Here is an 18064-nt window from a genome sequence, read left to right as displayed (position 1 = left end):
ATTACCCAAGGGCTGCGATTTCCAAATCCAATGCGGCTGAGTAATCGCTCGCACCATTTTCTATGCGCCACAGACAATATGCCGCCATCCGCCACGCAAACCACTTTTGTAGTTCGCGGTATCTGTGCGTTATCTCAGGTTGGTCATAGGCAGACAGGAACTGCGCCTCTTCGGCTGCGCGCAACGGGGCACCGCGATAAAGCTGTTGCATCCCGGGCGACAGGAACAGTGCGATATCCTCGCAGGGATCGCCACGGGCCGGACACTGCCAATCAATGAGCGTCAGCCCCGTTGCATCCACCAGTATGTTTCCGGCAACCGGGTCACCGTGAACCAAACAGGTGTGGTTTGTTGCAGGCACCGGGCTGACAGGGCGCAATCGCGCAAGTTGTGCCTTTTGATCCGAACGGCACATGTCCAGAATTTGTTGCGTCTGATGCGCAAGATCGGCGCTGCCGTTGCGCCCTGAGGGCACGTCTATCGAGATGTTCAGCATGTGCAGTTTGCGCAGCAAAGCGGCAACGCAGGTTGTTTCTGACTGCCATGGTGACCCGGGCGCGTGATCATAAAACACCCAAAGGCCGTTGTCGTGTTTGCCCGTTGCCCGCAGGCGTGGCGCAAAGCCCATCGGTTCCAGCGCATTCAGGCATCGGGCTTCCAGTTCGGCGTCGTTGCGAAACAGCGGGTTGCGCAGCTTGGACCGATAGAGTTTCAGCACTTTGTCCCCGTCACCGCCCAGAACCTTCCAGACCTGATTGGTGCGGCCCCCATACAATGTCCGAAACCGGGCACTGGCGTCGACAATGCCCGTGCTGCGGAGGTGGTCAACAAGATCACGTGGTGGGGCGGTTTGGTCGGGCAGAAGGTTCACCAGTTCTGTAAGCGAGTCGAATCTGGCAAAGCTTTGGCCTGCCTTGGCCGTCAGATCAAGTTCCAGATCGTACGGCACTTACCAGGCTGACGGGTATAACTTGCCCGCTTTCCAGCGTTAGCAACAGCGCGTCATCCACGGCCTGTGCTTCGACGACGCGGTTATACGCTGATGCTGTCTGGTCGGACAGCAGATCCTCTCCATCATAGCTTTCCAACGTGGCGGAATAGGTCCCTGCAGGAACTGAATTGTCAGCGCTGTCTGCCCCGGTCCACACGAACTCGGAATTGCTGGGCGATGCCGGGACGCGGTCGACGACCGTTCCATTGGCGTCCCGAACCACGATAGATGCTGAGCTTGCGGCGACGTCGGGTTGCGCGAACAGTTTGACCGGCGCACCGTCAAATTGAAAGGCCGAGGCCGATCGCACATCCATTCCAACCCAGCCCGCAAGTTGTTCCAACCCGACATTGCCCATCGACACGGACAGGCCGGACAGCAACGCGTTGGTTTGTGCCTGCTGCTCGACCATTGAAAATTGTGCCAGTTGCGACGCGTATTCCGATGAATCCAAAGGCTCCAGTGGGTCCTGGCTTTTCGCCTGAGCGGTCAGCATCAAAAGGAATGTCTCAAAATCTGATTCTAACCCCGTTGTCTGAGGCTGAGAGGCCGGTGTCTGAGCGCCGGGTTGCATGGTGGAGGTGGTCGGATTGATCATGTCAAAGCCTTATGTCGATGCGCCCAGACGCACCAACGCGCGATGGGACCTGTGTATTTGAAGGGGAGGGGGCCTCCCGCTCTGGTTCAAATGGCGATTGGGCCATGTCGTCCTGACCATTCTGTTGGGCATCAGATGAATATCCCAAGTCGAAAGACAGATCGCCGAAACCAAGGGCCCTGAACCCTGCCTCAAGAACGGAAATATGGCGGCGCATGATGTCCAGCGTTTCCGGGCGCTCGGCCGCGATTGTCAGGTGGACGCCATCGTCGCGGCCATTCAGTACGATAGAAACGCGCCCCAGCTCTTCGGGGTTCAATGCTATTTCTATCGCCCCGGCCTGACGTCGCGTATGTATGACGGCGGCCATCTGCCCGGCAATGGCGCGCGCCACTTCAGCGCGAACGTTTGCCCCAAGTGCATGCACGGCTGAGGTGGGTTCCCGAGTAGTCTGCAAAGGGGAATTGTCCCTTAGCTGTTGAGGTGCCTCCATGTCCGGAACCTCAGCCTCAGCTTGGGTGTCCTGCTTTGCCATCAATTGCATTTGGACGAATTGCTGCGCCTTGTCCGGCGCGGAAGGGGCCTTTACCTGCGGTGTGCCGTCCGCTGTCTCAGGGCTGGGAACAGCATCCGTTTTCGGCAACTCAGCGGGTGCGGGCCTGGCTTGGTCCGGGGTGGGCTGCATACCAAACCTTGCGCTGTGCAAGAGTCTACCCTCAGCAGACGCTGGAGCGTTACGCGCTAGGCTTTCCGTTCGGACAGGCTGAACCTCTGTCACAGGATCATCTGCAGAAACGTCAGGGTGGCCTTTGAAAAAGCCGCCTGACGCGATTTCTACCCCGTTTTGTTGGTCCGAAACAGAATCGTTTGAATGGTCGCTGGACGCCCAAACGGCAAGGTTATTGCCCTGAACCTCGCCCTTTGGTTCGGCCAATGAAACCTGTCGCGACGCGACATCTGGAATGGCCACGATGTTAGGTGTTGCGTCCATCGGCTCGCCGTCTTCGACCGTTTCCGACGAGTCCCCCCCGGTTTCCGGAACCGGATCTTCAGCAGGATGGGCGTCTTCAGCCTGTTGTATGATCTGTTCTTCCAGAACGGCTTCAAACGATCTTTCCGCCTTTTGCTCAGGCATATCAGTGGACGATCCGCCGGATTTGGCATTGGCGTTGGACGGGGCGATCGCTGTCAAAAGAGGGTTGGGCATTTTGCTCCGACTCCGGTTGTGTGAACCGAAATCTGACCGCAGGAAGTTACGTTTATTTTAACCGCTTTCATCTTTGTTCGACAAAGTTCGATGCAAATTTCGGAGAAAGTGATGAAAGTATCTGTCCCCGTTTCCCAACCAATGCCCGCGTCCTCGGTCGAAAGACTAAAAACCGCAGCGGTTGAGCTTGAGGCAACTTTTCTGACCGAGATGCTGAAATCCGCAGGGCTGGGCGAGGGTCGCCAGTCTTTTGGCGGTGGGGCCGGTGAGGACCAGTTTTCGACTTTATTGGTTCAGCAGCAGGCGCATCAGTTGGCCAAGGCCGGTGGGGTCGGCCTGCAAGACGTTTTGTTCCAGTCCCTGATGGAGAAGGCCCATGCCGAGTAAATCCGAGTCTGACGTGATCACCTCACTTGAAGAGGTTCTGGATCTTGAGCGGAACGCGCTTGTGCAGGGCGATCTGGATCGGTTGGGTCAAATGATGCCCGAAAAGGAAAAGTTGATTGGCGCGCTCAACCAGTTTCCGGTTCGGGAAAGCGATGAACTTGTTCGGCTTCAGAGGAAGGTCGAAAGGAATCAGGCGCTTCTTAACAGTGCGGCCGACGGGATTCGGGCCGTTGCCGATCGTATGGCCGAACTTCGCCGCGTTCGAAACGAGCTCAGCACCTACAGCGCCGACGGGCAACGCAAGGGTTTTGCGGTTCGCAGCAACGCCACGTTGGAGAAACGCGCCTAGCGTCGGGTTTGATTCAAATCCGAATTTTCCGGATTGCGGGTCTTAGCACTCCGTTAGGGGATCGGCGGCAATGGTGGCGACGCACCTGAAACGGCAGGTGGCGCGAACAGCCGGACGGCCGATCGCAGTGATCAGAAAGACGTTAAAGCCCGCAGGTGGTGCGGGGTTGGCACGGGCACAAAGGGCCCATACGAAAAAAGGAAGACGTTATGTCCATTCTGACCAACAACGGCGCTACGGTTGCGCTGCAAACCCTGAAATCGGTCAACAAGAACCTGGCCACGACCCAGAATGCGATTTCGACCGGTAAAGATGTGGCGACGGCCAAGGACAATTCGGCAGTCTGGGCCATCTCGAAAGTCATGGAATCCGATGTGAAGGGTTTTAACGCGATCAAGGACAGTCTGGCGCTGGTTGAATCGACCGTTGCGGTGGCGCGGAATGCCTCGGAAACTGTGACCGACCTTCTGAACCAGATGAAGGGCAAGATCGTCGCGGCGCAGGAAGACAACGTGGATCGCGGCAAAATCAATGCGGACGTGACCGCCCTGCGCGATCAGATCACTGCCGTTGTTGGGGCAGCCCAGTTCAACGGGCTCAACCTTGTCAACGGATCGGCGGCCTCGGCCTCGATCTTGTCCTCGCTGGACCGCGATTCGACTGGTGCCGTGACCGCCTCGTCGATCACCGTAGCTGGACAGGATCTGTCGGTTGGTGGTTACACAGCCAATGACATCTTCTCGGGCAGTTAGGCGGGGGCGTCTGCAAACGGTGATACTGTAGCTATCGCGCTGGATAATGGTGGCGGCAACGAGCAGATTGAAATTGCAGAAAACGCCACGGCCTTTGCTGCCGGGGACAGTGTCAGCCTGACCGTTGGCGATCAGACTGTGTCTTACACCGTGACTGCAGACGATGCGGCGGCAACAACCACGGCTGATATCGTTGCCGTTGCCCTGAAAGGCAAGATTGATGATCTGGGCATCACCGGTTTGACCGTGGACTATGACAGCGGCACGCCGGGCACCCTTGATTTCACTAACGCTGGTGGCAATGACCTGACTGTCAGTGGCCAGTTTGCCAATGCCGGTTCCGGCGGTCTGGGTGCGCTGGCTGGCATCGATGTATCCACCGCAGCGGGCGCAACCGCTGCTCTGGGCACCATCGAAGGTCTGATCGACACCGCTATTGACGCCTCGGCGGCCTTTGGCTCGTCGCAGGGCCGGATTGAAACCCAGAAAGAGTTCATCTCGAATCTGGCAGATTCATTTAAGTCCGGTATCGGCTCGCTGGTGGACGCCGACATAGAAGAGACCTCGGCCCGTCTACAGGCCTTGCAGGTTCAACAGCAGTTGGCCACGCAGTCTCTGTCGATCGCGAACCAGGCTCCGCAGTCGGTCCTGTCGTTGTTCCGTTAATCTTAAAACCCTGGTCGGGGCGTTAGAAAGGCGCCCCGACTCTGATTGCCAAAAGACGGACTATTGGAAGGATTTCAAGTGACACCGCAAACCATGGCACACCGCGCCTATGCCCAAACCGCGGCTCCGACACGTACGCCACGGGATACCGAATACGAGGCCATTTCGAAAATCACACATCGCCTCAAAGCCGCTGCCGCCCGACAGAAATCCGACTTTGGCGGATTTGTTCAGGCATTGCATGAAAATCGTCGTTTGTGGTCAGTTCTGGCTAGCGGCGTTGCGGATTCAGAAAATGCTCTTCCGAACGAACTGCGCGCGCGGATTTTCTATCTGGCCGAGTTCACCGAGCAGCACAGCAGTCAGGTGTTGGGAAAGAAGGCAAGTGTCGATCCGTTGCTTGAAATCAACATGGCCGTCCTGCGCGGTTTGCGACAGATGAGGGCAACTTAATGGGCGGGCTGGTTTTGAAACTCGCCCCAAAAGAGCGGGTGTTGATCAACGGAGTCGTCTTGGAAAACGGGGATCGGCGCAGTCGGTTTTCAATTATGACGCCGCAAGCGAATGTCTTGCGCCTGCGCGATGCTATTCACCCTGACGAGGTCAATACACCTGTGCGCCGCATGTGCTATGCCGCGCAGCTAGTCTTGTCAGGAGACATGGAGCCTGAGGACGCAAGACAGCAATTATTGCGCCGCGTTGAAGAGTTGAGCCAGGTGTTCACGGATGCAGACAGCCGCAAGGTCCTTTCGGAAGCCACTGACGCGCTGCTGGCAGAGCAGTATTACAAGTGTCTTAAGTCTCTTCGCGCGCTGCTGCCGAGGGAAGAGCGGTTGATGGCTTACCGGCAATGACGTTTCAACCTGTTGTACCGGTCGGGGGCATCGTGGGGTGGCGCTTTCTTCAGCGTAGTTATGACGCACAGCTAGAGAGTTTTTCCGCGTCGGAGGCGAATGAACGAGAAACCCGGTATTTTCTGGAAAACATCGGGAAGGTTCTGACAGCCGAAGATCTGGTCTCGGATCGCCGGTTGCTGCAGGCGGCGCTGGGCGCTTTCGGTTTGGAAGGTGATCTGAATAACCGTTTTTTCATTCAAAAAGTGCTGTCTGACGGCACATCCGCCGAGGACGCGCTGTCCAATCGGTTGTCGGACAAACGATATCGCGAATTTTCCGAGGCTTTCGGTCTGGGTCCGGGTGAAATTCGCCGAACCGGTCTTCAGAGTTTTATGGAAGATATCGCGCAGGACAACTTGGTCTCACGGTTTGAGGTCGCCGTGGGTGAGCGTGATGAGACAATGCGCATATCACTGTATGCGCAACATGCTCTGGCGGAATTGGCAGTTCAGGAAAGTGGGGCTGACACCAAATGGTTCGACTTGATGGGCCTGCCGCCATTGCGCAACATGATGGAAACAGCGCTTGGCCTTCCTTCAAGCTTTGCTCAGTTGTATATCGACAAACAGCTTGTTGAGTTCAAGGACAGGTTAAAAGGTCTCACTGGTTCAGATGATCTGGCGCAGTTTTCGGATAAGGCGGCGATCAATCGGCTGACGGACCAATTCCTGGCGCGAAGCCAGGTCGCACAGCTCCAAAGCACGATATCACCCGCACAAACTGCGTTAATTCTTCTTGGGGGCTGAATTCATCAACGCGCACGTCTTAAGGGCCGGGACGTTCAGTTGTTTCCGCTTTGGCCAGACACCACCATGCTGCAGGACTGCGACTGGCTCAGGAATTCAGCACAGCATCCGCCGAAGTTCTGAGCGCGAAGGACGACACAGGCCGTGAAACATTGTGAAGCTTAACGTCCCCCAATGGCACAGCGTCGGCGCAGGCGGGTGCTATGTCAGCCGACACGACGATCCGGTGATCCACCGTCTTGCCGTATTCACCTAACCGTGCCGCGATGTTTGCGGCCTGCCCAATAACGGTAAAGTCCAGCCGTTCGCGTGAGCCGACATTGCCGTATGTCACACGTCCGTAAGCAACGCCAATAGAACAGTCACAATGCAGGTCAGAGCCCGCCTGACGCAGATCGCCCAGCTTCTCGACGATTTCAACGGCCGTACGCTGCGCGTTGCTGCGGGCGGTCATCGCATCGTCACTTTCCGGAAAAACGGCCAAAACCGCGTCGCCGATGAATTTCAGAACCTCGCCGCCATTATCGTGCACAATATCCGACACAGTGTCGAAAAAGTCATTCAGCAGGACAATATAGTCCGTTCGCCCAAGCCGCTCTTCCAGGATGGTCGAGTTGCGAAGATCACAAAACATGATGGCCGCGTCGATTTCGTCACCATCGCCACGCCGAATTTCGCCCCCCAGAACGCGTGCGCCCGATCGCTTGCCAACGTAGGTCTCTAGCAGAACCTGTGCGTTTTCACGCTGCATGAAGACTTCGTAGAACCGTGCAATGACCGATGAGCATTCAAACACCAAACCCAGATTTTCAGTGGTGAAGCCATCGGGATGATCGCAGGTTAACGTCAGAACATTGGTGCGGCCGTCCGAAAAGGGAAGGGGCATTGCGACATAGTCGGTTGCCCCCTTGGCGCGCAAATCCTCCATGATTGGAAAGCTGTTGTGAGGGTTGTCGTCATTCAGCCTTTGGCGCACACCACCCTGCCCGTTCGACACATGCCGAAGCGGGCTGTTGATATAGGCCGGGTGATCGTGAATTTCGTATGTCGGTACGTTGGTCGAGATTTCGGCCTCACCCTTTTCCCAGATATAGTGTTTACCTGCGATCAGGGGGTGCAGCGACCAGACCAGAATGCTGAGGCGCTGAATCGCTATCCCGTGTTCCAGCATCTTCTCGGCCAGCGCCTTGGTGAAGTCTTCAGAGGTCGTAAGCTCGGACGCGCCGCGCATCAGCCAGTCAATCAAAGGGCCGCTGATACTGCCATCATCGGGTTCCCGAAGTCGATTTTCGCCCAGGTCGATCCGGTCATAGGCTGACGACAGGAAACCGATATGACCTTGAATCGCTTTGCTTTCCGGCAAAGCTTCTTCATAGGCCCAGACACTGTTTTGCAGGCGTTGACCGTTCAATACGACGTCGTGATAGGTCGCGGTTCCTTTGAATGGGCAAAAGGTCTGGAACTCGGTCTCTTCTCCAAGATCCACACATACGTCCTCGCGGGGGATATAGATTGTTGGGGACAGCCGGGTTTCATACATGACCTTGGCATTATCGCTTTTGGCCAAAAGCACATCGCCGCGGTAGATCGCGACCGATCCGTTCAACGATTCGACCGAAATTCGATACCCTGTGGATTGCGGTGTGGCGTGGACGTTCATGATCAACCTCCGAGGCGCAGGTTCCCTAATGATGGGTATTTTTCCCGAATTTCCAAGGGGCAGAGATGACGGTTTCCCGGATAACCAGTGTGCGGAACCGTTTGGTCAGACCATCTGAATTACATCTTTGTCGATCGACAACATATAGCCTTTCTTAGCGATATTCTTGACCAGCAACTCACTGACCATCTGGTTTCCTAAGGCATCACGCAGCCGCTTGATCCGCGTCGCACCAGCGGCTTCTTCGCAATCCGAGGCGTCTTTGCCGGAAATGACGGCCTCAATCTGGGCGCCGGACAGCATTTCGTCGTCCAGTCTGGACTCGGCCAGAACCGCCAGCGTTTCCATCGCGGCAGGTGTCAGTTTGAAGTCCATATTGTTCAGATAAACCGTGTTTTCTTCGCGGCTGATCAGCAACGAGGTCACCTGAATGCCCGTCCTTTCGATCTGCGCCATCCGTCGGTTCAGCAGCACGAGCATCACCAGAAACACCAGCGCCGTGACGAGCATGGTGCTGGCGAAGACCAACAGAACAAAAATGACCATCCTGTAGCTGGACAGAGTATCCGCAAAGGCTGTTCCCGATTGTGCGAGAATTTCCAGCAGGCGGATCTCGGCCGGCGAGGTCAGGTCGCTTTCGACAAACAGCCGTTCAACGCGCGCGTTAAAGGCGTTGGCGTCGGGCAAGGTCCAGAACAGAAAAATGGCGGCGGTTATCAGAATCAGAACGATCGCCGCAATGCCGACGCCGACCAGCCGTGTCCCGGATCGCCGCGCTTCAGTAACGGAGATAGAATTGTCCGGCATTGGCCTTCCTTTTGTCCAACCCATCCGGCCCAAACACCGACATCACGTTCAGCAAGGTCCATCCTGAGCCGCGCAGGCGTTGCGAGATCTCTTTTTTTGCCTTGCCCTTGTCGCAGGCGGATACCTGCATGACGCCGTAGTGCAGGCGCAAAGGATTGTCCTGTTTGGCCTTGTAATCGGCATAGCATCCCGCCGCGGATGCGGCAGTACCGACCGATATCAGGGCGCAGACAGCCAGAGAAGAGAAGATCTGTTTCATAGGCTGCATCCTGCGCATGGCTCGGCGCGATATTCAATAACTCAAGGGGTTTCGGGGCGCTGATATTTGATAACACCCGCCCGTTATTGCGTGTCTTTCAGGGCTGCGACCAGTGTTGAGGTAAGGAAAACGGCCACCGCGCCGGATCGCCCTAGCACTTGGAAAAGGACAAATACCATGCACCGGAAATTCATTACTCTGATCGTGGCCACGGCAATTGCCATCACCGGCGTTTCTGTGTCTCAGGCGCGGGCCGCAGATGCCAGGGATATACTCGGAGGGTTGGCCGCCATCGCGCTGATCGGCGCTGGTGTCCACTACTACAACAAAGAGAAAGACAAAGAGCGCGCCAGCCGAAACCGGGCACCTGTCTACAAGGCCAAGCCCGACCCCTCTTACTATCCTGTGCGTCCGCTACCGGGCCGTGTTGCCAAATACGACTTGCCACAAAAATGCCTGCGCACATTCGATAGATATTCGGCAAAGCGTCCGCTGCTGGGGCCTGCGTGTCTGAAGAAGCATTACAAGCATGTCAAAAGCCTGCCGCAAGAGTGCAAGGTCGGTTTCTGGAACGGCAAAAAGGTCAAGCGCGCTTATGAGCCTGCCTGCCTACGCCAAAAAGGATACCGCGTGGTTTACCAGTAATCGGGTTCGAGCAGGAGCGGCGTCACAGAAGCGCCGCGGGGAAGGGGGCAGCGCAGTCTGCCCCCTCCTTTTTGCTTGCGATCGGTCTTGAAACACGGTCTTTCCAAGGCATGACGAAACCTGATTACGAATTGGAAAAAGCCACCATTGCGCAGGGCTATAAACGGATCGCGGGTGTGGATGAGGTTGGCCGTGGTCCGTTGGCAGGCCCGGTGGTTGCTGCGGCGGTGATCCTGAACGCCGATGACATCCCCGAGGGGCTGAACGATTCAAAGAAGCTGACTGCCAAGCGCCGTGCCGGTCTGGATGCCGAAATACGCGCGCGGGCTGAGTTCGCAATAGCCGAAGCAAGTGTTGCTGAGATCGACGAACACAACATCTTGCGTGCCTCGCATCTTGCGATGGAACGGGCTGTGGCCGCGCTGGACCCGCCGCCAGACTATCTTTTGATTGATGGAAACCTGATTCCGCACGGGCTGACGATCCCTTCTCAGGCCGTGGTTAAAGGCGATGCGCACTCGGTGTCGATTGCAGCCGCATCTATCATTGCGAAAAACTGGCGCGATCAGGTGATGGTGGATTTGGCGCAACAGCATCCCGGCTATGGATGGGAGACAAACGCCGGTTACCCGTCAAAACAACACAGGGAGGCGCTGCAAAATCTTGGTGTGACCCCACACCATAGACGTTCGTTTAAACCTGTACACAATATCTTGTATCAAGAGTAAATCGTAAGTCGCTGATTCAAAAAAGAAATTGACGGCGAATCGTCTTTGACTCATCCTTGTATCAACCAAATGAGCGCAAAAGCGCCGTGGATACTTGAGGCAGTATAATGACGACAACCACCAAAAAGGGCGCGAAAGCGCTCCCTTTAAACACGATTCTATCCGGTGACTGCATCGACGTGATGAACAGTCTGCCCGAGGCATCGGTTGACCTGATCTTTGCGGACCCACCCTATAATTTGCAGTTGAAAGGTCAGTTACATCGGCCTGATAACAGTCAGGTGGATGCGGTTGATGACCACTGGGATCAGTTTTCCAGCTTTGCGGTCTATGACCAATTCACACGCGATTGGCTGAAGGCAGCGCATCGGCTGCTAAAGCCTAACGGCGCAATCTGGGTGATCGGCTCGTATCACAACATCTTCCGTGTGGGCTCGGCCCTGCAGGACGCGGGATACTGGATTTTGAACGACGTGGTGTGGCGCAAGTCGAACCCGATGCCGAATTTCCGTGGCAAGCGGTTCACCAACGCGCATGAGACGATGATCTGGGCGTCCAAGCGCGAGGGCGCGAAATACACGTTCAATTATGAGGCGCTGAAGGCCCTGAACGAAGGTGTGCAGATGCGCAGCGACTGGGTGCTGCCGATCTGCACAGGGCATGAACGTCTGAAAGATGAAAACGGCGACAAGGCACATCCGACGCAAAAGCCGGAATCGCTGTTGCATCGGGTACTGATTGGCTCGACCAATCCCGGTGATGTGGTGCTGGATCCGTTCTTCGGCACGGGGACAACGGGTGCCGTCGCCAAGATGTTGGGGCGTGAGTTTATCGGCATCGAACGCGAGGAAAGCTATCGCAAGGTGGCCGAGAAACGCATCGCCAAGGTCCGTAAATTTGACCGCGAGGCGTTGGAGGTCAGCACCAGCAAACGCGCCGAGCCGCGCGTACCGTTCGGCCAGTTGGTCGAGCGCGGGATGCTACGCCCGGGTGAGGAATTGTACTCTATGAACCAGCGCCACAAGGCCAAGGTCCGCGCCGATGGCACGTTGGTGGGCGACAACGTCAAAGGCTCGATCCATCAGGTTGGGGCGCATCTGGAAAACGCGCCGTCCTGCAACGGCTGGACCTATTGGTGCTTCAAGCGCGACGGAAAGACCGTACCGATCGACGTGCTGCGTCAGCAGATCCGATCAGAGATGCATAACTGATTTCACGAATACCGCCGGTGCCTGTGGCCTGACACAAGGCACTAAGCCTTGCCCCGCCGATCTCGGCGGGGTCTTTTGTTTTTCACATTCCCCTTTCGATGTGAGACTTCTAGGATGTGCAATGCACCGAAGGAGCCTCAGCCATGTCGGACACCGCAGCCAACGAATCTCGGTTCAGTCGATTTTTTGTGACGCGCCCGGATCAGTACGATCTGGACAACAAATATACCGAAGCCGCGTTAGAACGGCACAAGCGCGAAGGGCTGGAGTTGGCGGTCAGGGCGCGTTGGATCGCCATGGGTCTGACGGGAATATTGCTGATCTTCCTGAACCCGCATTGGGAAGTGATGTGGTATCATTTCATTCTACTATTGATTTGCGCAAACGGCTGGTTGATCCGCAGGGCTGGTCAGGTTGGGCAATCGCGGACCGAACTTCTGCTGATCTTCGTGGACCTTGTGATCATGACCTTGGGCATGATCGTGCCCAACCCGTTCAGCGATGACGTGCGGCCATTGGCCATGCAGTACCGGTTCGACAACTTTCAGTATTTCTTCATTATTCTGGCCGCAGGTACGCTGGCCTATTCATGGCGCACGGTTGTTGCAATCGGTTCGTGGACTGCGTTGATGTGGACGGTGGGATGGGTGATTGCGTGGTGGGTCTCGACCCCGATACCGGGCATTAGTGAACGTGTCGCGCAGGCTTTGTCAGGTTACCCGGATGTGGCTGAACTGCTTGACCCCAACAGCTTTATGCCGTCACAGCGGGTTCAGCAGGTGATCGTGTTTATGATGGTTGCTGTAACGCTTGGCATCTCGATGCGGCGTCTCAATCAACTGCTGTTGACCAATGCCGGTCTGGAGCGAGAGCGTGCAAACCTGTCCCGGTATTTCTCGCCAAATGTCGTCGATCAGTTAAGCCAGAATGACGAACCCCTCAAACAGGTGCGTAAGGAAAACATTGGGGTTCTGTTCATTGATATTGTCGGATTTACCAAATACGCCGCCGGGCGGGACCCTTATGAGGTGATCGAGGTTCTACGCGGTTTTCACGCCCGCATGGAGACCGAAGTCTTTCGGCATCATGGGACATTGGACAAGTATCTGGGCGACGGGTTGATGGCCACGTTTGGAACTCCGGTCCCAACCCCGCTGGATGCCACGAACGCTGTGGCCTGCGCCCGCGACATGGTGCGTGTAGTCGACCGTTGGAACGTCGAACGAAAACGTCAGGGTGAGCCCGAAATTCAAGTGGGCATTGGTGTCCACTATGGTTCGGTCGTACTGGGTGACATCGGGGCAAACAGGCTGGAGTTCGCCGTCATTGGCGATGCGGTCAACGTTGCGGCCAAGCTGGAAGCATTGACCCGCGATTTCGGCGCGCGTGCCGTTCTGAGTGATGCAATAAACGTGCAATTGCGACAAGAAGGCCAAAACCTACCGGAAGTGATGGAAGGTTTTGCCAAGTACGAAAACCAGACAGTACGCGGTGTCGAGGAGCGGATGGACGTCTGGGTGCTATAGGGGCGGTCTCCCGCCGATTTCATGTGCATCAAAGGTGCGAACAAATTCGTTGGGCCGGGCAGCGCGCTGATGCGCGCTGCGGTCAGGCCCTTGGCAAAGGATTTCGCGACGCGTTGTAGGGCGCCCAATCGGTGATTTCTGGATAATATTGCCGTCGCCAGGCCCGAACACGCGGGTTCATGACCCGGCGCCAAAGTGGTGGGACCATCGCGGCGACCGTCATCACCGGATAGCCAAATGGAAGTTGCGGCGCGGTGTCTTCCGAGTGATGTTGCAACAGCGGAAACCGGCGGTTGGGTTTGTAATGGTGATCCGAGTGCCTTTGCAGGTTGATCAGCAGCCAGTTGGACGCCTTTTGCGATGCGTTCCAAGAATGGCGCGGTAGAACGTGTTCGTATTTTCCATCACCCAGGTGTTTGCGCGTCAGGCCATAGTGTTCGACATAGTTGACCAGCTCAAGCTGCCAGATAGCGACGCCTGCCTGAAGCAGGAATAGGGCCAAGCCCGACCAGCCACCAATCAGAAATGCCAGCAACAGCATCCCACCCTGTAATGCCCAATACCGCCAGAAGGGGTTGGCGAGGTCGGTCCAGGGGCGGTTCTTGCGCGCCAGCTTGTCCTTTTCGGCGCGAAACGCCGACATCAGGCATTGCCACAAAACGCGGGGGTAGAACCGGTGAAACCCCTCGTTATAGCGCGCGGTTACGGGGTCCCGCGGGGTGCCGACATAACGGTGATGGACCAGCAGGTGTTCGGACCGGAAATGAGAATACAGGACCATCGCCAAAAGGATGTCGCTCAGCCAGCGTTCCAATCGGCCCTTTTGGTGCATCAATTCGTGGCTGTAGTTGATGCCGATCGTGCCTGAAAGAACACCCATTCCAAAAAACAGGCCGATTTTCGACAGTGATGACAGGTGATCCGTATGCGATGCGTACCAGATCAGGCCATAGAGAGTCAGAAACTGCGCCGGAACCCACGCTTTGGTCAACAGGATATACCATCGCAAGGTTGCGTCAGAGGTGTCGGGATCTGCGTTCCCCAGCTCAAGCCCCGTCAGCCGGTCCAATAGTGCAAAGGCCCACCAGGTCGACAGCGGCACCAGCAAGACCCACCATCCGCCCGCAAATGCGGTGATCCAGATCAGCGGGATCAGCAGGAAAGATACCCAGAACGGGAGGGCAGATTGCCAGCGACTGAGGGTTTCTGCTGCGATCATCGAGTGGCTCCGAACGATTGCGCCAAGATTAGTCCTAGTCTGGTATTCCGCACAATGGGTTACCGTGCGCGCCAAAGGTCATGCGCTTTGCGCATGACGGTCGGCAGATCGCTGGGTTGAAACCTATGTTTTTCCACGACAATCAGGTCTTCGGGACGCAAACCTCGGGGAAGCTGGGTGGTCCAAATTTGCAGGATCAGGTGGAAATGGGTGAACGTGTGGCGCACCTCACCCGAAAGCCGCTGCCATTCTGCTGGAAACGGAGGGGAATTCTCGGGCGCGTCGGACCAGTCCGAGCCCGGCCAGCCCAACATGCCACCTAACAGGCCTTTGTCCGGACGCCGTTCCATCAGCATGTCGCCATTTTCGGCCTGAGCAATATAGATATGTCCGAATCGCGTTGGTTTCGGTTTCTTGGGGATCTTCCGAGGCAGGTCAGCTTGAGTTCCGGCGCTGCGCGCCTGGCAGGGGTCGCGCAAAGGGCAGATGCCGCAAGCCGGGGACTTTGGCGTGCAGATTGTTGCCCCCAGATCCATCACCGCCTGCGCATAGTCGCCGGGTCTGCTGTCGGGCGTCAACACGGTGGCATGTTCCTTCAATACCGGTTTTGAACCCGGCAGGGGATCGTGAATATCGTAAAGGCGGGACATGACGCGTTCGACATTCCCGTCGAGCACAGTTTCGGGCCGGTCAAACGCAATCGCCGAGATTGCGGCAGCCGTATATGGGCCGATACCGGGCAGTTTCAGCAGGGCGTCATAGGTGTCGGGGAACGTTCCACCGTAATCATCTGTCACCACGCGCGCGCATTTCAACAGATTGCGGGCGCGGGCGTAATAGCCCAGCCCGGCCCACTCTGCCATGACTTGATCGTCGGGCGCTGATGCCAGAGCCTGAACGGATGGCCAGCGGGTCGTGAAGCGCAGGAAATAGTCCCGCACGGCAGCAACCGTGGTTTGCTGCAACATCACTTCGGACAGCCAGACGCGATAGGGATCGGGCTGCACCCCCGCAGCCCTGTCCGCAGGCCCGACCCGCCACGGCATTTCCCGCGCATGGCGGTCATACCAGGCCAGCAATTCCTTGCTTACGTTCAAATCGGCAGAGTCACGCAAGTTTTATGTATCTCCGTGTCGGGTTTCGCTGGCGCCCAGTGTCCTGCCCTTTACAATAGCGGCGCAGGAGTTGGAAACCAGATGCAGCGCAGACGTTCTTCGACCCGCGGGTTCAAACGCACCGCGACATTGCTGAACGACCAGATCAGGCACGCCGGTGAAAGCCGGGGGTTCGCCGTAACACGCCTTTTGACTCATTGGGCCGAAATTGTGGGTCAGGACATGGCCGCGATCGCGCGACCTGTGAAGGTTGGCTATGGAAAAGGCGGGATGGGGGCCACGCTGACTGTGCTGACCACCGGGCCGCAGGCTCCGATGCTGGAAATGCAAAAGGAACAATTGCGCGGTAAAGTGAACGCTGTCTACGGCTATAACGCGATCAGTCGGGTACGTATCACGCAGACAGCTCCGACCGGATTTGCCGAGGGGCAGGCCAGTTTCGACCACAAGCCGAAAGCGCCAAAACCCAAGATCGAACCAGAGATTGCGGCCGAGGCGGACCGCGCCGCGCGGGATGTTCACGACGGAGATCTGCGCGCAGCCCTTGAACGTCTGGGCCGTAACGTACTAACCAAACAAAAACGCTGAGAAAGGGCCATGACATGAGCCGTATTGCAACCGGAATCTGCGCGGCTGTCGCCATAGCCGCTGGCGGCTATTGGCTGTCGCTGTCCAATTCAAACTCTGCCTATCCGCTGATCAGCAGCGCCGAAGCGCAAGAGGCTGATCTGGACACATCGACCATCGTGGAAATGACACTGGGCGCCGAGGATGCCCCGGTAGAGATCATAGAATACGCATCCTATACCTGCCCGCATTGTGCAAATTTTCATGCTGGGCCGTACAAGCAACTGAAGAAAGACTTTATCGACACCGGTAAGGTCAAGTTCATCTACCGCGAAGTGTATTTTGACCGCTACGGCCTTTGGGCTTCAATGGTGGCGCGCTGCGGCGGGCCCGAGAAGTTCTTTGCTATTTCCGATCTGATTTATGATGGCCAGCCCGAATGGACCCGCGCTGGCGGCCCGGCTGAAATCGTGGATGAGCTGCGCAAGATCGGTCGTCTGGCCGGTATAGACAATGACCAGTTGGAAGCCTGCCTTCAGGACGGAACACGCGCGCAGACGCTGGTGGCCTGGTATCAGGAAAATGCCGAACGCGATGGCATCCAGGCAACCCCGTCGTTCCTTGTGAATGGCAAGAAGGTCGACAACCAGTCTTACGATGACTTCAAAAAGCTGATCGAAGACGAGCTGGGAAGCTAAGTCTTGGGATGGCCGGTCTTTGGACCGGCCACAGATCAAGGTGAAGGGGCGGCTTGCAGAAGCAATTGATTGACTTTGTCGCCCTCGTTCACGTTCAGGCGCACCGGCAGGGTTATGACTTTGCTGCGAAACGCGACAGGCAGGCGCACGGCATCCTTCTCTGTCGTGACCATCTGCGCCCCAAGCGCGCGCGCCTCAGTCTCGAGCCGCGTCATTAGTGCTGGCGTCAAGGGCTGGTGATCATCCAACGCTTCGGCACGCAAAAGGGTGGCACCCTGCTGGCGAAGGGTTGCAAAGAATTTCTCGGGATGGCCAATACCAGCAAAGGCCAGCACAGGCGTATCGGCCCAGTCCATTCCTGTTTGCAAAGGGGCAACCGCGCCGGTCGCATGGGGTACGGTCAGGGCGTTTCCCCAAGTATCCGCGAACTGGTTCTGCGCGTTTTGCTGTCCCAACGAAAGCACAAGATCGGCGCGTTTCAGGCCAATGTCGACGGGTTCCCGAAGGGGGCCAGCAGGAAGACACAGGCCGTTTCCAAAACCCCGCTCCGCGTCCACAACGATGATCGAGAAATCTTTGGCAACAGACGGGTTTTGAAACCCGTCATCAAGGACGATGACCGTGGCGCCTTCGGCTGCGGCAGCGCGCGCACCTGCCGCGCGGTCCTTGGCGACCCAAACATCTGCAAATGCTGCAAGGAGCAGCGGTTCGTCACCAACTTCGGCGGCGGAATGTTTGGCGGGATCAACCCGAACCGGGCCTTCCAGCGCGCCCCCATGTCCACGAGTAACCACATGCGTTGTGTGCCATGCGTCGCGCAACTGTTCGATGATCCAGATTACGGTTGGGGTTTTGCCCGTTCCACCCGCATTCAGGTTACCGACGCAAATAACGGGCACACCGGGGTTCAGACCCGGCCCCGAGGCTACCCGGCGCGCGGTGGCGGCTGCGTAAATACGCCCCAGCGGTGACAAGACCCGCGCTTGCAAGGTCAATCTGTCGGGAGTGGTGTTCCAGAAGTTAGGTGCTCGCATCAA

20 protein-coding genes and 1 pseudogene are annotated in these 18064 nt (G+C 57.0%); 12 read left to right on the top strand and 9 right to left on the bottom strand.

The window, feature by feature from the left end; genetic code table 11:
* Position 1 precedes the first annotated feature (1 nt).
* Genes GOX75_RS15350 through GOX75_RS15340 form a run of 3 tightly spaced genes read right to left on the bottom strand, consistent with a single transcriptional unit; the run spans position 2 to position 2796 of the window.
* Entirely contained in the window at positions 2 to 949 is a 948-nt protein-coding gene (locus GOX75_RS15350) for a phosphotransferase family protein (protein WP_371808184.1), read from the bottom strand.
* Entirely contained in the window at positions 927 to 1589 is a 663-nt protein-coding gene (locus GOX75_RS15345) for a flagellar hook capping FlgD N-terminal domain-containing protein (protein WP_171124516.1), read from the bottom strand. The genes GOX75_RS15350 and GOX75_RS15345 overlap by 23 nt, the downstream gene beginning before the upstream one ends.
* Before the next feature lies 1 nt (position 1590).
* Positions 1591 to 2796, bottom strand: a complete 1206-nt coding sequence (locus tag GOX75_RS15340) for a flagellar hook-length control protein FliK (RefSeq protein ID WP_171124514.1) — start codon at positions 2794 to 2796, stop codon at positions 1591 to 1593.
* Positions 2797 to 2907: 111 nt separating this feature from the next.
* Between GOX75_RS15340 and GOX75_RS15335 the strand changes: the two genes are divergently transcribed.
* From GOX75_RS15335 to GOX75_RS15310, 6 genes and pseudogenes are all read left to right on the top strand, one after another.
* The gene (locus GOX75_RS15335; RefSeq protein ID WP_254428816.1) at positions 2908 to 3183 is read left to right on the top strand and encodes a rod-binding protein; all 276 of its coding nucleotides are present in this window, start codon (positions 2908 to 2910) and stop codon (positions 3181 to 3183) included.
* Complete coding sequence (locus tag GOX75_RS15330; RefSeq protein WP_171124510.1) at positions 3173 to 3532, top strand: flagellar export chaperone FlgN; 360 nt, start codon at positions 3173 to 3175, stop codon at positions 3530 to 3532. The genes GOX75_RS15335 and GOX75_RS15330 overlap by 11 nt, the downstream gene beginning before the upstream one ends.
* Positions 3533 to 3741: 209 nt before the next feature.
* Positions 3742 to 4950, top strand: a pseudogene (locus tag GOX75_RS15325) (flagellin).
* 78 nt (positions 4951 to 5028) lie between these two features.
* On the top strand, positions 5029 to 5403 hold the full coding sequence (gene flaF, locus GOX75_RS15320; protein WP_171124508.1) for a flagellar biosynthesis regulator FlaF: 375 nt from the start codon (positions 5029 to 5031) through the stop codon (positions 5401 to 5403).
* Entirely contained in the window at positions 5403 to 5804 is a 402-nt protein-coding gene (gene flbT, locus GOX75_RS15315; RefSeq protein ID WP_171124506.1) for a flagellar biosynthesis repressor FlbT, read from the top strand. The genes flaF and flbT overlap by 1 nt, the downstream gene beginning before the upstream one ends.
* Positions 5801 to 6592 (top strand): DUF1217 domain-containing protein, encoded by a 792-nt coding sequence (locus tag GOX75_RS15310; RefSeq protein ID WP_171124504.1) that lies wholly within the window; start codon positions 5801 to 5803, stop codon positions 6590 to 6592. The genes flbT and GOX75_RS15310 overlap by 4 nt, the downstream gene beginning before the upstream one ends.
* Before the next feature lie 88 nt (positions 6593 to 6680).
* Here the strand turns inward: GOX75_RS15310 and GOX75_RS15305 are convergent, their stop codons facing one another.
* The 3 genes from GOX75_RS15305 to GOX75_RS15295 all read right to left on the bottom strand — a co-directional run bounded on the left by GOX75_RS15305 (position 6681) and on the right by GOX75_RS15295 (position 9318).
* Positions 6681 to 8252, bottom strand: coding sequence for a DUF427 domain-containing protein (locus GOX75_RS15305; RefSeq protein ID WP_171124503.1), 1572 nt, complete (start codon positions 8250 to 8252; stop codon positions 6681 to 6683).
* Between the two features lie 105 nt (positions 8253 to 8357).
* Positions 8358 to 9059 carry a helix-turn-helix domain-containing protein gene (locus tag GOX75_RS15300; protein ID WP_171124500.1) on the bottom strand — a complete coding sequence of 234 codons (702 nt, stop codon included), beginning with the start codon at positions 9057 to 9059 and terminating at the stop codon, positions 8358 to 8360.
* The gene (locus GOX75_RS15295) at positions 9031 to 9318 is read right to left on the bottom strand and encodes a hypothetical protein (RefSeq protein WP_171124499.1); all 288 of its coding nucleotides are present in this window, start codon (positions 9316 to 9318) and stop codon (positions 9031 to 9033) included. The genes GOX75_RS15300 and GOX75_RS15295 overlap by 29 nt, the downstream gene beginning before the upstream one ends.
* A gap of 177 nt (positions 9319 to 9495) precedes the next feature.
* Here GOX75_RS15295 and GOX75_RS15290 point away from each other — a divergent pair, with 177 nt between their 5' ends.
* From GOX75_RS15290 to GOX75_RS15275, 4 genes are all read left to right on the top strand, one after another.
* The gene (locus tag GOX75_RS15290) at positions 9496 to 9963 is read left to right on the top strand and encodes a hypothetical protein (protein ID WP_171124498.1); all 468 of its coding nucleotides are present in this window, start codon (positions 9496 to 9498) and stop codon (positions 9961 to 9963) included.
* A gap of 110 nt (positions 9964 to 10073) precedes the next feature.
* Entirely contained in the window at positions 10074 to 10691 is a 618-nt protein-coding gene (locus GOX75_RS15285; RefSeq protein ID WP_171124497.1) for a ribonuclease HII, read from the top strand.
* 107 nt (positions 10692 to 10798) lie between these two features.
* Entirely contained in the window at positions 10799 to 11902 is a 1104-nt protein-coding gene (locus GOX75_RS15280; protein WP_171124496.1) for a site-specific DNA-methyltransferase, read from the top strand.
* 143 nt (positions 11903 to 12045) lie between these two features.
* The gene (locus tag GOX75_RS15275) at positions 12046 to 13428 is read left to right on the top strand and encodes an adenylate/guanylate cyclase domain-containing protein (protein WP_171124495.1); all 1383 of its coding nucleotides are present in this window, start codon (positions 12046 to 12048) and stop codon (positions 13426 to 13428) included.
* Between the two features lie 82 nt (positions 13429 to 13510).
* Here GOX75_RS15275 and GOX75_RS15270 read toward each other — a convergent pair whose 3' ends face one another.
* Both GOX75_RS15270 and mutY read right to left on the bottom strand, forming a co-directional pair.
* Positions 13511 to 14647: an alkane 1-monooxygenase gene (locus tag GOX75_RS15270; protein WP_171124494.1), complete on the bottom strand. Its 1137-nt coding sequence runs from the start codon at positions 14645 to 14647 to the stop codon at positions 13511 to 13513.
* Positions 14648 to 14706: 59 nt separating this feature from the next.
* Complete coding sequence (mutY, locus tag GOX75_RS15265) at positions 14707 to 15762, bottom strand: A/G-specific adenine glycosylase (protein WP_171124492.1); 1056 nt, start codon at positions 15760 to 15762, stop codon at positions 14707 to 14709.
* Positions 15763 to 15843: 81 nt separating this feature from the next.
* Between mutY and GOX75_RS15260 the strand changes: the two genes are divergently transcribed.
* Positions 15844 to 16350: a DUF721 domain-containing protein gene (locus GOX75_RS15260; RefSeq protein WP_171124490.1), complete on the top strand. Its 507-nt coding sequence runs from the start codon at positions 15844 to 15846 to the stop codon at positions 16348 to 16350.
* Between the two features lie 14 nt (positions 16351 to 16364).
* Positions 16365 to 17027, top strand: a complete 663-nt coding sequence (locus GOX75_RS15255; protein ID WP_171124488.1) for a DsbA family protein — start codon at positions 16365 to 16367, stop codon at positions 17025 to 17027.
* Between the two features lie 35 nt (positions 17028 to 17062).
* Here the strand turns inward: GOX75_RS15255 and lpxK are convergent, their stop codons facing one another.
* Positions 17063 to 18061, bottom strand: coding sequence for a tetraacyldisaccharide 4'-kinase (lpxK, locus tag GOX75_RS15250; RefSeq protein ID WP_171124485.1), 999 nt, complete (start codon positions 18059 to 18061; stop codon positions 17063 to 17065).
* Positions 18062 to 18064: the final 3 nt, after the last annotated feature.

Origin of the sequence: Ruegeria sp. HKCCD7251, from assembly GCF_013031165.1 — a bacterium.
Lineage (GTDB): Bacteria > Pseudomonadota > Alphaproteobacteria > Rhodobacterales > Rhodobacteraceae > Ruegeria.
The sequence above is the reverse complement of the archived record's forward strand: the minus strand, read 5'-3'. Positions and strand labels throughout refer to the sequence as shown.